Source organism: Myceligenerans cantabricum (assembly GCF_054777735.1).
This window is the reverse complement of sequence record NZ_BAAHAJ010000007.1, coordinates 74,700-88,425: the sequence shown is the minus strand read 5'-3', so window position 1 is coordinate 88,425 and position 13,726 is coordinate 74,700. Positions and strand designations below refer to the sequence as shown.

Genomic DNA, 13,726 nt, shown 5'->3' with positions numbered 1-13,726 from the left:
GCCGGCGCGGTGCGCCCGACCCGGCCGGCGCTCCGCGGCCCGTGGCCGCGGCGCCGACCTCGCCGCCCGCCTCGATGCCGCCCGCCTCCGCCCCGGCCGCGGCACCGCCCGCCGCCGCGGCGTCCAGCGGAACCTCAGGAACTCCGGGCAGGCTGATGACCCGGCGCGAGCGGCGCCTCGCCGAGCAGGCCGGGCGCCGCGGGAACACAGGCGTCCAGCCTGCAGTGCCGCCCCAGCCCCAGCCCCAGCCCGAACCGCCTCAGCCGCAGCCGCCCGCGCCTTCCAGCCGCGCGTCCGCCTGGCGTGAGGCCTGGGGGATCACGGACGAGGACGGAGAGAACCGATGACCGCATCCACAGCACGCCGCCGGTCGGCGGCCGCCGCGCCGGTGCTCGCCCTGGGCCTGCTCACCGGCTGTGCGCAGGAGCTTCCCGTCCCGGAGCCCCAGCCCGCCGTGGTCGGCGCCGTGGTGACCGAGGAGCAGGAGAAGACGATCATCAGCCGGGTCGCCGAGTCGGTCGAGACGGCGACGAAGAAGAAGAAGATCGAGGCGCTCGACGCCCGGACGACCGGCCCGGCCAAGACCCTGCGCACCAGCCAGATCAAGGTCGCCAAGATCCTCGACGACGACGAGCACGTCACCAGCCTGCCGATGAGCATGCAGTCCGTGGTGCTGCCCTCGGACCCGGAGTGGCCGCGCACCAGCATGGCCGTCAGCACGCAGCCGAAGGACCTCACGGCCCCGGTCCTGTACGCGTTCGAGCAGCGCTCCGCGCGCACCGACTACCAGCTCTGGGCGTGGGCCCGGCTGCTGCCCGGCGTGACCCTGCCGCAGTTCGCCCCGACGGACACGGGGGCGGAGGAGGTCGCGGCCGACGACGACGAGACCCTCAAGACGACCCCGACCAAGGCGCTGTCCGCGTACGCGGACGTGCTGTCCGAGGAGAGCAACTCCAAGTCCGCCGACAGCGTGGACGACGACGACTTCCGCGAGCTGATGCGCAAGCAGGAGAGCGCGCAGAAGAAGACGGACGACTGGAAGAAGTCCGAGGGCAAGTACTCCTTCAGCGCCACCCCGGACGAGGACTCGGGCGTGCAGGCGATGCGCACCGTCGACGGTGGCGCGATCGTGATGGGTGCCATCAACTCCACCCAGGTGATCCAGCTCCAGGAGAAGGGCGAGGCACCGCCCTCCAACAGCTTCGTGACGCAGAAGGCGCTGTTCGGCGACCAGAGCGTGACGAACGTCCTGCGCACGAAGTACCTGGACATCGTCGCGCTCTACATTCCGCCCGCGGGATCGAAGGAGAACCTGCGCCTGGTCGGGTTCGAGCATGTCGCGGTGTCGGCCTCGAACGAGTGAGGAAGCCCCGCGCCGCGGCCGCGAGCGGTGTCGCACGTCGGCTTCGAGCACGTCGCGGTCGCCGCGGAAGCGACCGGTGCAGCGGCTGACCGCGGCTGACTGCCGGCTCGGAGTGCACAGTCTGCCCGGCGCTTTCGTAGGATGTGGGGCATGACCACGTCCGACCAGCCGTCCCCGGTACCCGAGAGCTTCGCCGCCGCACGCGGCGCCGTCGACCTGTCCGCTCTGACACGCCCCCAGGCGCCGCCGCCGGGTGAGCCGGGCGGCGCGCCCGAGGCCGGCGGTTACGTGCTGGACCTGACAGAGGCGAACTTCGAGCAGGTGGTGCAGGACTCCGCCTCCTACCCCGTGGTGATCCTGCTGTGGGCGCCCACGGACGCGGCGAACGCGGAGCTCGCCACGACGCTCGCCGACCTCGCCGCCGAGTACGCCGGCCGGTTCCTCCTGGGCCGCGTGGACGCGCAGGCCTCTCCGCAGATCGCCGCCGCGTTCCAGGTGCAGGGTGTGCCCGCCGTCGTCGCGGTGCTGCAGGGCCGGCCGCTGCCGCTGTTCCAGGGCAACGCGTCCGAGGAGCAGGTGCGGCAGGTGCTCGACCAGGTGCTGGAAGCCGCCGAGCAGAACGGTGTGAGCGGGCGGGCGCCGTCGGCCGAGGGAGACGGCGGCGAGGAGCCCGCGGCCGACGAGCCCGAGGCGGAGCAGCCGCTCCCGCCGTTGCACCAGGAAGCGTACGACGCCATCGAGCGCGACGACCTCGCGTCGGCCGAGGCGGCCTACGTCAAGGCCATCAAGCAGGACCCGAAGGACGCCGAAGCGTCGGCCGGCCTGGCCCAGGTGCGTCTCATGCGGCGCACGCACGACGCCGACCTGGCGGCCGTGCGCAAGGCGGCCGCGGACGCGCCGTCGGACGTCGAGGCGCAGCTCGCCGTCGCCGACACGGACGTGCTCGGCGGCAAGGTCGACGACGCGTTCGGCCGCCTGCTGGCGCTGCTGCCCGGGCTCGACGGCGACGCCAAGGAAGCCGTACGGGTGCGCCTCCTGGAGTACTTCGAGGTGGTCGGTGTGGCGGACCCGAGGGTCAACAAGGCCCGCCAGCGCCTGGCGATCAGCCTGTACTGACGAGGACGAGCGCACCCATCGGGGGGACACGGACCGAGGCCGAGAAGCTGCGTCCGTAGTGGGGGACCGGCTCGGGGACGACCCGGCCCAGGTTGCCGACGCCGGAGCCGCCGTAGGTCTCGGCGTCCGTGTTCAGCGCCTCGCGCCAGACCTCGCCGGCCGGGAGGTCGGGTAGTGGCAGGCGGTAGCCCTCGTGCGGGACGCCCGCGAAGTTGACCACCACGACCACCGGCTTCCCCGCCGCCGAGCGGCGCACGTAGGCCAGGAGGTTGCGGTCGGAGTCGTCGGAGTCGAGCCACTCGAAGCCCGAGCCGTCGAAGTCCCGCTCCCACAGCTCCGGCGTCGCCCGGTACAGGGCGTTGAGGTCGCGCACCAGCCGCTGCACGCCCGCGTGCCAACCGTCGGCCAGCACCTCCCAGCGCAGCCCCTCGCCCTCCGACCACTCGGTGTCCTGCGCGAACTCGCTCCCCATGAACAGCAGCTGCTTGCCGGGGTGGGTCCACTGGTAGGCGAGGAACGCGCGCACCCCGGCCATCTGCTGCCACCGGTCACCGGGCATCTTGCGCAGCAGCGACCCCTTGCCGTGCACCACCTCGTCGTGGCTGATGGGCAGCACGAACTGCTCCGAGAACGCGTAGACCAGCGAGAACGTGAGCTCGTGGTGGTGGAAGCGCCGGTTGACCGGGTCCTCGGCCAGGTAGCGCAGGGTGTCGTTCATCCAGCCCATGTTCCACTTGAGGCCGAAGCCCAGCCCGTTCGCCGACGTCGGCTGCGTGACCCCCGGGTACGCCGTCGACTCCTCCGCGATCAGCATGACGCCCGGCGTGCGCCGGTACGCCGTCGCGTTCGCCTCCTGCAGGAACGCGATCGCCTCCAGGTTCTCCCGCCCGCCGTGCACGTTGGGCTGCCACTCGCCGGGCTCGCGCGAGTAGTCGAGGTAGAGCATGGAGGCCACGGCGTCCACCCGCAGCCCGTCGGCATGGAACTCCTCGAACCAGTAGGTGGCGTTCGCGACGAGGAAGTTGCGCACCTCGCGACGCCCGAAGTCGAAGATGTACGTACCCCAGTCCCGGTGCTCGCCGCGCGCGGGGTCGGAGTGCTCGTACAGGGGCGTCCCGTCGAACCGGGCCAGCGCGAACTCGTCCCGCGGGAAGTGCGCGGGGACCCAGTCGATGATGACGCCGACGCCGGCCTGGTGGAGCCGGTCCACGAGGTGGCGGAAGTCGTCGGGCGACCCGAACCGGGAGGTCGGGGCGTAGTACGAGGTCACCTGGTAGCCCCACGACCCGCCGAACGGGTGCTCGGCCACCGGCATGAGCTCCACGTGCGTGAAACCCTGCTTGACCACGTACTCGGTGAGCTGGTCCGCCAGCTCGCGATACGACAGGCCGGGCCGCCAGGAGCCGAGGTGCACCTCGTAGACGCTCATCGGCCCGGAGTGCGGGTCCGACGTCGTCCGCGCGGCCAGCCACGCGTCGTCGCCCCACTCGTGGTCCGACTCCGTGACGATGCTCGCCGTCCCGGGAGGCGTCTCGGTCGAGCGGGCCATGGGGTCGGCCTTGGCGCGCCAGACGCCGTCGGCCCCGAGGATCTCGAACTTGTAGTGCGTGCCGGGCACGACGCCGGGCACGAACAGCTCCCACACGCCCGTCGACCCGAGCGACCGCATCGGGTGCACCGGCGTCCACAGGTTGTGGTCCCCCAGCAGGCGCACGCCGCGCGCGTTCGGCGCCCAGACCGCGAACGCGGTGCCCTCGAGGTCCCCGGACGCGCTGGGGAAGCGGCGCACGTTCGCACCGAGCGCCTTCCACAGCTCCTCGTGCCGGCCCTCGCCGATCAGGTGCAGGTCGATCTCGCCCAGGGTGGGCAGGAAGCGGTAGGGGTCGTCGGCCACGGTCTCCGTGGTGCCGTACCGGGTGCGTACCCGGTAGTCGGGGGCAGTCCAGCGGCCGGCGTCGTCCGGCGGTGCGGGGACGACGGCGGCCCAGACGCCGGCGCCCTGGTGCTCGCACGGCTGCTCGCCGTCGTCGGTGACGACGGCGACCTCGTCGGCGAGCGGACGCAGCGTCCGCACCACGGCGAACGGGCCGTCGTCGTCGAGCGGATGCGGCCCCAGGACGGCATGGGGATCGACGTGGGAGCCTTGCGCGACGGCGGTCAGCGCCTCGAGGTCAGCGGGGGGCAGGTCGGCCATGGGCTCACCCTTCCACGTCCGGTGCACGCGAGGCGAGACATAGGGGCTCTCGTGAGCGCTCGTGTCGGGTAATGATGTGCCATGGCCCGGATCACGATCGCTGACATCGCCCGCCATGCGGGCGTCTCGACCGCCGCAGTCTCGTACGCCCTGAACGGGCGGCCGGGAGTCTCGGACGCGACCCGCGAGCAGGTGCTCGAGATCGCCGCGGAGCTCGGTTGGGCGCCGAGCTCCGCCGCCCGCTCGCTGTCCGGGGCCTACACGGAGACCATCGGCCTCGTCCTGGCCCGCGCGCCCGAGACGCTCGGGTTCGAGTCGTTCTACATGCAGTTCGTCGCGGGGATCGAGTCGGTGCTGTCCGAGCGGGACTACGGCTTGCTCCTCCAGGTGGCGCCCGACATCGACGCCGAGCTGCGGACCTACCGGAAGTGGCGCGCCGCACGGCGGGTGGACGGGATCGTGATGGTGGATCCTCGGGTGCCGGACCCGCGGCTCGACCTGTTCGTGGGGCAGGACGTGCTGCCCGCCGTCGTCGTCGGCGACCCGAGCCTGTCCGGCGGGCTGACGAGCGTCTACACCGACGACGCCGCGGCGATGCGGTCGTGCGTCCGGTATCTGGCAGGGCTGGGGCACACCGCGGTCGGGCACGTGACGGGTACGCCGGAGTTCGGGCACACCCACATCCGGGACGAGGCGTTCGCCCGCGAGGCCGCGGCCCGGTCGATGACGGCCGAGGTGCGCCGCGCCGACTACACGCCTGACGCCGGCGCGGCGGCCACGCGCGACCTGCTGTCGCGGAGCGAGGTGACCGCGATCGTCTACGACAACGACGCGATGGCGCTCGCCGGGCTCGGTGCCGCGCACGAGGCGGGGGTTCGCGTGCCCGACGACGTGTCGCTGGTGGCCTGGGACGACTCGCCGGTGTGTCGTGCCGCGTACCCGCAGCTGACGGCCCTGGGTCACGACGTCGCCGGGTACGGCGCGCACGTAGCGCGCCGCCTCTTCGAGCGCATGGCCGGCGAGCCCTCGGCGTCGTACCGCGACTCGACGCCCGAGCTCCAGATCCGCGGCTCGACGGCGCCGCCCGCCCCGCGATAGGGGCCCGGCCCCGTCATCGCGGTGGCGGGGCCGCCATCATGTTCGCGGCCACGCCTCGTCGCGTGGTGGCAGACCTCCCATGCCGCCAGGACGGCATGGCCGGCCGGAGACGGTCGGCCGACGGGGACCGCTGAAGGGTTGACTTACTCGAACTTAACCGCTTAATGTCCTGCCGTCCACCAGTCAACGACGACGGATCGAGACAACCATGAGGTCGAGGAACCAGCAGCGGGGCGGAGCCTCGCTCGCCGCCGTGGCGCTGACCCTGTCGGCATGCTCTGCCCAGGCCGACGGCGACACGTCCGGCGACGGCGAGATCGCGGGCGAGATCACGGTGATCACCCAGCGCACGGACATCGTCGACACGGTGTTCGCCGACTACAAGGCCGAGTTCGAGGAGAAGTACCCCGAGGTCACCGTCACCTTCGAGGCGATCACCGACTACGAGGGCGAGATCGCCGTGCGCATGAACACGGACGACTACGGCGACGTCCTGCTCATCCCCAACAGCGTCAAGCCCGACCAGTTCGCCACCTTCTTCGCGCCGCTCGGCTCCGTGGAGGAGATGAGCGAGGAGTACCGGCTCGTCGAGGAGAAGGCGTACGACGGCCAGGTCTACGGCGTCTCCATCACCGTGAACACCCAGGGGCTGGTCTACAACAAGAGGGTCTGGGAGGAGGCCGGCATCACCGACCTGCCGACCACACCCGAGGAGTTCCTCGCCGACCTGCAGGCCATCCAGGACACGACGGACGCGATCCCGTACTACACCAACTACGCGGACGGCTGGCCGCTGAGCCAGTGGGACGGCAACCGCGGCGCCATGGGCGATCCCGCGTACCAGAACACCCATGTCGCCTTCAGCGACACCCCGTGGGCCGGGGACGAGTGGCACGGCATCTCCGACGGGCTCCTCTTCGACGCCGTCGCCGCGGGCCTCACCGAGGAGGATCCGACCACGACGAACTGGGAGGAGTCCAAGACTCTCCTCGGGACCGGCGAGGTCGGGACGATGCTGCTCGGCTCGTGGGCCATCACCCAGATGCAGCAGGCCGCCGAGGACGCCGGCGGCTCCGCCGAGGACATCGGCTACATGCCCTTCCCGTACCAGGTGGACGGCACGTTTCACGCCCAGATCGCCGGCGACTACAAGAACGCGGTCAACGTCAACAGCGAGCACCAGGCCGCCGCACGGGCCTGGATCGACTGGTTCGCGTCGGAGTCGGGCTACGCCTACGACGAGGGCGGCATCTCCCCGCTCGTCGACGGGCCGGAGCCGGAGACCCTCGGTGACTTCGAGGCGGCCGGCGTCGAGTACGTCGAGATGGAAGCCGCGCCGCAGGGCCAGGAGTCGTTCGAGGCCGACGTCGTGTCGGCGTCGGAGATCGACCTCTACGGGAACATCTACCGGCAGGAGCTGGTCGACATCGCACGGGGCGCCGCCGACGGTGACAAGGAGACGTACTTCGCCGGCCTGAACCAGCGCTGGGCCGACGCCCGCGCGACGGTCGGGGAGTGAGCCGGCCGCGATGGCTGTCCTCACCGATGTGCTGAGCCGCGGCCGGGCCTCCGTGTCCGGCCGCGGCCCGGGCCGGGGCCGCGCCGTCACGCCGTGGCTCTTCCTCGTCGCGCCGCTGGGCCTGCTGGTGCTGTTCACCTACGTGCCGGTCGCCAACATGATCTGGTACGGCTTCACGTCCTGGGACGGGCTCGACCCGGTCAAGGAACCCGTGGGTCTCGACAACTACGTGCGGATCTTCACCGACCCGCAGATGTTCGAGGTCTTCCTGGTGAGCGTGTACTACCTCGTGGGGGCCGCCGCACAGCTCGTCCTGGCCCTCTACTTCGCCACGATCCTGAGCTTCAGCACCCGGTTCCGGAACTTCTTCAAGGGGATGATCTTCTTCCCCTATCTCATCAACGGGGTGGCGATCGGCCTCGTCTTCCTGTTCTTCCTGCGTCCCGGTGGCACGCTCGACGCGATGCTCGGGCTGCTGGGCGTGGCCGAGCCGCCGCAGTGGCTCGGCGACCCGTCGCTGGTGAACGTGTCGCTCGCCGCGACGAGCGTCTGGCGCTACCTGGGACTCAACTTCGTGCTGTTCCTCGGGGCGATCCAGTCGATCCCGCACGAGCTGTACGAGGCGGCCGACCTCGACGGCGCCACGAGCTGGCAGAAGTTCCGGTACATCATCTCCCCGGCGATCCGGCCCATCATCGGGCTGACCACGATCCTCGCGATCTCCGGGTCGCTGTCCGTGTTCGAGATCCCGTGGATCATGACGGGCGGCGCCAACGGCTCCACCACCTTCGTGATCCAGACCGTGCAGCAGGCCTTCCAGTTCAACAAGTTCGGCCTGGCCTCGGCCATGGCCGTGGTGCTGCTCGTCATCGTCCTGCTCATCACCTGGATCCAGCGCAGGCTGTTCCCCGACGAGAGGGTGGACCTGACATGACTGCCCGCGTGACTCCGCTCCTGACGGGGACGATCCCCGCCTCGGAAGGCCCTCCGCCCCTGCGCCGCCGCCTCGGCCGCGCGTGGCGCTCCCTGAGCCCGCTCACCACGCCGCTGGGCATCACGCTCAAGTACACGAGCCTCCTGATCGCCGCCGCGTGCGCGGTGATCCCGCTCGTCACCGTGTTCATGGCGGCGTTCAAGAGCCACGAGGAGTTCTCGACGTCGGACCCGCTGACCCCGCCCGGCGACTGGTCCAACCTCGAGAACTTCGCGGTCGCGTTCACCCAGGGCGGGATGCTGCGGGGCTTCGCCAACACCACGATCATCCTCGCGGTGTCCCTGGTGGGCACGATCCTCATCGGGTCGATGACCGCCTACGCCGTCGACCGCTTCGACTTCCGCGGCCGCCGGCTCGTCATGGGGGCGTTCCTGCTCGCCACCCTCGTGCCCGCGGTCACCACCCAGGTGGCCACGTTCCAGGTGGTGAACGGGCTCGGCCTGTTCAACACCCGCTGGGCCGCGATCGTGCTGTTCATGGGGACCGACATCGTGTCGATCTACATCTTCGGCCAGTTCATGCGTTCCATCCCGCGATCCCTCGACGAGGCCGCGATGCTGGACGGGGCCAACCGGCTCACGATCTACGCGCGGGTCGTGTTCCCTCTGCTGCGCCCGGCGATAGCCACCGTGGTCATCATCAAGGGCATCGCGATCTACAACGAGTACTACATCCCGTTCCTCTACATGCCCTCGCGGGACCTCGGCGTGGTGTCCACGTCGCTGTTCCGCTTCATGGGGCCGTTCGGCGCACAGTGGGAGATCATCTCCGCGGGCGCGGTGCTGGTCATCATCCCGACCCTCGTCGCGTTCCTCCTGCTGCAGCGACAGATCTACAGCGGACTGACCTCCGGAGCAACCAAGTGACACACACCCTCCCCGCCCGCCCGACGCCCCGGCACACCCAGGAGCTGCACAGCGGCTGGACCGTGCGCTGCGTCGGCGGCCCCGTGCCGGCGCAGCTCCTGACCCAGGCGCTCGCGCCCGACGGGCCCGGCGTCCCGGCGACCGTGCCCGGCACGGTGCACACCGACCTGATGGCCGCCGGCCTGATCCCCGACCCGTACCTGGACGACAACGAGCGCCAGCTGGCCTGGATCGGCCGGTGCGACTGGGAGTACCGCACCACGTTCACCTGGTCGGCCGGGTCCGGCGCCGTGCGGCACGACCTCGCCTTCGACGGTCTCGACACCGTCTCGGCGGTCACGCTGAACGGTGCCGAGGTGGGCCGCACGGCCAACCAGCACCGGTCCTACCGCTTCGACGTGACGCCGCTCCTGCGCGAGGGGGAGAACGAGCTCGTCGTCCGGTTCGACTCCCCGGTGCGGTATGCCGACGCGCAGTCCCTCGCCCTGGGCCAGCGCCCGCAGGTGAACCACCACCCGTTCAACGCGATCCGCAAGGTCGCCTGCAGCTTCGGGTGGGACTGGGGGATCGACACCGCCACGTCGGGCATCTGGCGGCCCGTCCGCCTGGAGTCGTGGTCCACGGCGCGGCTCGCGGCCGTCCGGCCGCTCGCCTCGGCGGACCTGACGGGTCCGACGCCGGTCGGCGTGCTCGACGTGCACGTCGACGTCGAGCGGACGGCCGGCACCACGGCGGACGCGGGGGCCGACGCCGGCGACCCGCTCGACGTGACCGTCGCGCTGCACGGCCCGGGCAACGGGTCCGGGCTCGGCCGGTCGCCCAGCGGGGCCACCGTGACCATCGAACCGGGCAGTACGACCGCCGTCGTCCGGCTGCGGCTGCACGACGCCGAGCTGTGGTGGCCCCGCGGCTACGGTGACCAGCCCCTGTACGACGTCGAGGTGACCCTCGCCGCGGTACGACCGCCGTCGGGCACGCGCGACCCGGGAGGGGCCGCCTCGGCGACGGGCGTGGCGTCGGCGGACGCGCCGGGAGGGGCCGCCGGTGACACCGGGGCGCTCGACCGCTGGGCCGGCCGGACCGGCTTCCGGAACGTGCGGCTCGACCTGCTGCCCGACGACACCTCGGCAGGGCCCCACGGCCGCGAGGGCACGTCGTTCACGATCGTCGTGAACGACCAGCCGGTCTGGGTCAAGGGAGCGAACTGGATCCCCGACGACGCGTTCTTCCATCGCGTGGACCGCGCACGCTACGCGCGCCGGCTCGACCAGGCCGAGATCGCGAACCTCAACCTGCTGCGGGTCTGGGGCGGCGGCCTGTACGAGAGCGACGACTTCTACGCGGAGTGCGACGAGCGCGGCATCCTCGTGTGGCAGGACTTCGCGTTCGCCTGCGCCGCGTACAGCGAGGGCGAGCCACTGCGTGCCGAGGTCGAGGCCGAGGCGCGCGACGCCGTCACCCGGCTGGCGCCGCACCCCGGCCTCGTGCTGTGGAACGGCAGCAACGAGAACATCTGGGGCTGGCACGACTGGGGCTGGAAGCTGCGGCTCGACGGCAGGACCTGGGGGCTCGGGTACTACACGGAGCTGCTGCCCCGGGTGGTCGCCGAGCTGGACGGGACGCGGCCGTACACGCCGTCGAGCCCGTGGTCGGGCACGCTGGACCGGCACCCCAACGAGCCGGACCACGGATCGATGCACTCCTGGGACCTGTGGAACCAGCTCGACTGGCAGCACTACCGCGACGTCGTGCCGCGGTTCATGGCGGAGTTCGGCTGGCAGGGGCCGCCGGCCTGGACCACGCTGCTGCGCTCGGTCTCCGACGACCCGCTCACACCGGAGTCGCCCGGGATGCAGGTGCACCAGAAGGCGATGGAGGGCAACAAGAAGCTCACCGCGGGCCTGCTGCCGCACCTGCCGCTGCCCGACGACATGGACGACTGGCACTGGGCCATGCAGTGGAACCAGGCAGTCGCGGTCCGGACCGCCGTCGAGCACCTGCGGTCCTGGGCGCCGCGCTGCATGGGATCGGTCGTGTGGCAGCTCAACGACTGCTGGCCCGTGACGTCGTGGGCGGCCGTGGACGGTGACGAGCGCCCGAAGCCGCTGCTGTACGCGCTGGCGCACGCCCACGCGGACCGGCTGGTCACGGTGCAGCCGCGCGGCGCCGGGGCGGGCCGGGAGACGGGCGAGGCGTCCCGCGGGGGCGAGGCTCGCGTTGCCGGCGGGGTGTCCGGCGAGGACCGGGCCACCGCGGACGACGGAGACGGCCTGGTCGTCGTGCTCGTCAACGACACCGCGCAGGCGTGGTCCGGCGACGTGCTGCTGCGGCGGACCGCCTACGACGGCGCCGAGCTGGCCGCGACGAAGGTGCCGTTCGGCGTCGCGGCACGGGCGGCGGTGACGGTGGAGATCCCGTCCGACGTCGCGACCCCGCAGGACGCGGCGGCCGAGCTGATCGTCGCGAGCGTCGTCGGGGAGGCCGGAGCCGTCGGACGGGACGGTGCGGCCGGGTGTGGCGGTGCGACCGGGCAGGACGGCGGCGACGAGCCGCGGGGGACGTGGTTCTTCGCCGAGCCGCGCGACTCGGCGCTCGCGCCGGCAGACGTCGAGGCGGCCACCGAGCGGGCCGGGGACGGGCGCCTTCTCGTCCGGGTGACCGCACGGAACCTGGTGCGGGACCTGACACTGCTCGCGGACAAGGCGCACCCGGCAGCGGTGGCGGACCGGGCCCTGATCACGCTGCTGCCGGGGGAGAGCACGACCTTCGCGGTGGCGGTGCCGGAGGGCGCCGACCCCGACCCGGCCGGCCTCGTCCGGCCGGAGGTCCTGCGCTCGCTGAACCAGCTCCTCTGACCTGGTTTCCCGCTCCGCCCCACGGCGGGCGGGGGTGGCGTCGGCGGGTTCCGGACGCTCGATCGGCGGGGGCGGGACGCCCGGATCCCGCCGATCGTGTGGACGGGACCTTGCCGTGCCGTTATCGACACGTGACGGGGAGGCGCTTGCACGGCGGCATGCTCTGTGACTAGGTTCACCCTAAGTGGTAGGACGGCTAACATATTCGTCCTGCCGGGTGACACGGCCGTCACGCATCAGCACAGAGCCGTGCGACCGGGGATCGACAAGAGGAGCCTTGCATGTCCACGAACAAGTTCACCGAAGGTCGGCTGGCGCGGGCCGCGCTGGACCGCCGGACCTTCGTGCGCGGCGCCGTCGCCACCGCCCTGCTCGCACCTCTGGGCGGTTCCCTCGCCGGGTGCGCGGTCCCGAGCGGCGGCAGCGGCGGCGACGAGACCGCCGCCGGCGAGATGACCGCCGACAATCCCTTCGGCTTGGTCGAGGACGCCGACGTCGAGGCGGTCATCTTCAACGGCGGCTACGGCTTCGACTACGTCGAGTTCGCCGCCGACGAGGCGAACAAGCAGTTCGCCGACGTGACCTTCGAGGTGTCCCCGTCCACCCAGATCGCCCAGGAGCTGCAGCCGCGGTTCGTCGGGGGCAACCCGCCGGACCTCATCGACAACTCCGGGGCCGGGTCGATCGGCTTCAACACCATCGCCGACCAGCTCTCCGAGCTCGACGACGTCTTCGAGGCGCCCAACTACGAGGGCACCACCATCGCCGACACGCTGTACCCGTCGGTCAAGGACCCCGGCACCTACAACGGCCGGTTCGTCGCCCTGAACTACGTGATGACCGTGTACGCCGTGTGGTACTCGGCGTCGCTCTTCGACGAGAACGGCTGGACCGCGCCCGTCACCTGGCAGGATGCCATCGACCTCGGCGCCGAGGCGCTGAAGGCGGACAAGAAGCTCTGGGTCTGGGGCAAGGAGGCCGCGACGTACTACCAGACGATGGCCCTCGACTCCGCGATCAAGGAGGGCGGCGACGAGGTCCGGCTCGCCCTGGAGAACCTCGAGCCGAACGCGTGGTCGCACGACGCGATGCAGGGGACCCTGGAAGCCCTGCACGAGATGGTGCAGAAGGGGTACTTCGTCCCCGGCGGCGCGGGCACCCAGTTCACCGCCGCGCAGGCGCGGTGGAGCAGCGACCAGGATGCCCTGCTGTACCCGTCGGGCGGCTGGATCGAGAACGAGATGAAGGACGCCACGGCCGACGACTTCCAGATGACCGGCTTCCCGACCCCCACGGTCTCGGACAGCCCCTCGTTCCCGTACGAGGCCATCCGTGCCGGTGCCGGAGAGCCGTTCGTCGTGCCGAGCCAGGGTGCCAACCCCGCCGGCGGCAAGGAGATCCTGCGCGCGATGCTGTCCGAGGCGGCGGCGACGAACTTCTCCGAGTCCCGCCTCGCGCCCACGATCGTCAAGGGGATCGTCCCCGAGGACGGCTTCGGGTCCACCGCGCTCGTCTCCCAGACCGGGATGCTCGACGCCGCGGGGGAGAACATCTTCAACTACCAGTTCGTCGACTACTACGGCCTGAACGCCGACCAGCTCGTCGTCTGGAACGAGTTCCTGTCCGGCGGCCTGGACGTCAAGGGCATCACCGACGGGCTGCAGAAGCTCAGCGACGGCGTCGCCGCGGACGACTCGGTCGAGAAGATCGAGGTCAGCTGA

The 13,726-nt window shown here is 71.5% G+C and carries 10 protein-coding genes; 8 read left to right on the top strand and 2 right to left on the bottom strand.

Annotated elements, in window-relative coordinates; translation table 11 throughout:
• Positions 1 to 208 (bottom strand): hypothetical protein (locus ACYU96_RS07200; RefSeq protein WP_460750910.1); only part of this gene is annotated, 208 nt, incomplete at its 3' end.
• A 135-nt stretch (positions 209 to 343) separates the two neighbouring features.
• Between ACYU96_RS07200 and ACYU96_RS07195 the strand changes: the two genes are divergently transcribed.
• Complete coding sequence (locus tag ACYU96_RS07195) at positions 344 to 1,363, top strand: hypothetical protein (protein ID WP_460750907.1); 1,020 nt, start codon at positions 344 to 346, stop codon at positions 1,361 to 1,363.
• Positions 1,364 to 1,513: 150 nt separating this feature from the next.
• Positions 1,514 to 2,479 carry a co-chaperone YbbN gene (locus tag ACYU96_RS07190; protein ID WP_460750905.1) on the top strand — a complete coding sequence of 322 codons (966 nt, stop codon included), beginning with the start codon at positions 1,514 to 1,516 and terminating at the stop codon, positions 2,477 to 2,479.
• Here the strand turns inward: ACYU96_RS07190 and glgB are convergent.
• Positions 2,466 to 4,673 carry a 1,4-alpha-glucan branching protein GlgB gene (gene glgB, locus ACYU96_RS07185; RefSeq protein ID WP_460750902.1) on the bottom strand — a complete coding sequence of 736 codons (2,208 nt, stop codon included), beginning with the start codon at positions 4,671 to 4,673 and terminating at the stop codon, positions 2,466 to 2,468. The genes ACYU96_RS07190 and glgB overlap by 14 nt on opposite strands.
• A gap of 81 nt (positions 4,674 to 4,754) precedes the next feature.
• Between glgB and ACYU96_RS07180 the strand changes: the two genes are divergently transcribed.
• The 6 genes from ACYU96_RS07180 to ngcE all read left to right on the top strand — a co-directional run bounded on the left by ACYU96_RS07180 (position 4,755) and on the right by ngcE (position 13,726).
• Positions 4,755 to 5,771: a LacI family DNA-binding transcriptional regulator gene (locus ACYU96_RS07180; RefSeq protein WP_460750899.1), complete on the top strand. Its 1,017-nt coding sequence runs from the start codon at positions 4,755 to 4,757 to the stop codon at positions 5,769 to 5,771.
• Between the two features lie 208 nt (positions 5,772 to 5,979).
• The gene (locus ACYU96_RS07175; protein ID WP_460750896.1) at positions 5,980 to 7,290 is read left to right on the top strand and encodes an ABC transporter substrate-binding protein; all 1,311 of its coding nucleotides are present in this window, start codon (positions 5,980 to 5,982) and stop codon (positions 7,288 to 7,290) included.
• A gap of 10 nt (positions 7,291 to 7,300) precedes the next feature.
• Complete coding sequence (locus ACYU96_RS07170; RefSeq protein ID WP_460750893.1) at positions 7,301 to 8,224, top strand: carbohydrate ABC transporter permease; 924 nt, start codon at positions 7,301 to 7,303, stop codon at positions 8,222 to 8,224.
• Positions 8,221 to 9,150: a carbohydrate ABC transporter permease gene (locus ACYU96_RS07165; protein ID WP_460750890.1), complete on the top strand. Its 930-nt coding sequence runs from the start codon at positions 8,221 to 8,223 to the stop codon at positions 9,148 to 9,150. The genes ACYU96_RS07170 and ACYU96_RS07165 overlap by 4 nt, the downstream gene beginning before the upstream one ends.
• Entirely contained in the window at positions 9,147 to 12,005 is a 2,859-nt protein-coding gene (locus ACYU96_RS07160) for a glycoside hydrolase family 2 protein (RefSeq protein WP_460750887.1), read from the top strand. Before ACYU96_RS07165 ends, ACYU96_RS07160 begins: the two co-directional genes overlap by 4 nt.
• Before the next feature lie 281 nt (positions 12,006 to 12,286).
• A complete protein-coding gene (gene ngcE / locus ACYU96_RS07155) occupies positions 12,287 to 13,726 on the top strand; it encodes an N-acetylglucosamine/diacetylchitobiose ABC transporter substrate-binding protein (RefSeq protein ID WP_460750884.1) in 1,440 nt (479 codons plus the stop codon).

What these genes read in the sequence shown, in the direction of transcription:
- ACYU96_RS07165 (WP_460750890.1), top strand. Translation starts at nt 8,221, where the DNA reads ATGACTGCCCGCGTGACTCCGCTCCTGACGGGGACGATCCCCGCCTCG.
- glgB (WP_460750902.1), bottom strand. Translation starts at nt 4,673, where the DNA reads ATGGCCGACCTGCCCCCCGCTGACCTCGAGGCGCTGACCGCCGTCGCG.
- ngcE (WP_460750884.1), top strand. Translation starts at nt 12,287, where the DNA reads ATGTCCACGAACAAGTTCACCGAAGGTCGGCTGGCGCGGGCCGCGCTG.
- ACYU96_RS07190 (WP_460750905.1), top strand. Translation starts at nt 1,514, where the DNA reads ATGACCACGTCCGACCAGCCGTCCCCGGTACCCGAGAGCTTCGCCGCC.
- ACYU96_RS07180 (WP_460750899.1), top strand. Translation starts at nt 4,755, where the DNA reads ATGGCCCGGATCACGATCGCTGACATCGCCCGCCATGCGGGCGTCTCG.
- ACYU96_RS07170 (WP_460750893.1), top strand. Translation starts at nt 7,301, where the DNA reads ATGGCTGTCCTCACCGATGTGCTGAGCCGCGGCCGGGCCTCCGTGTCC.
- ACYU96_RS07195 (WP_460750907.1), top strand. Translation starts at nt 344, where the DNA reads ATGACCGCATCCACAGCACGCCGCCGGTCGGCGGCCGCCGCGCCGGTG.
- ACYU96_RS07175 (WP_460750896.1), top strand. Translation starts at nt 5,980, where the DNA reads ATGAGGTCGAGGAACCAGCAGCGGGGCGGAGCCTCGCTCGCCGCCGTG.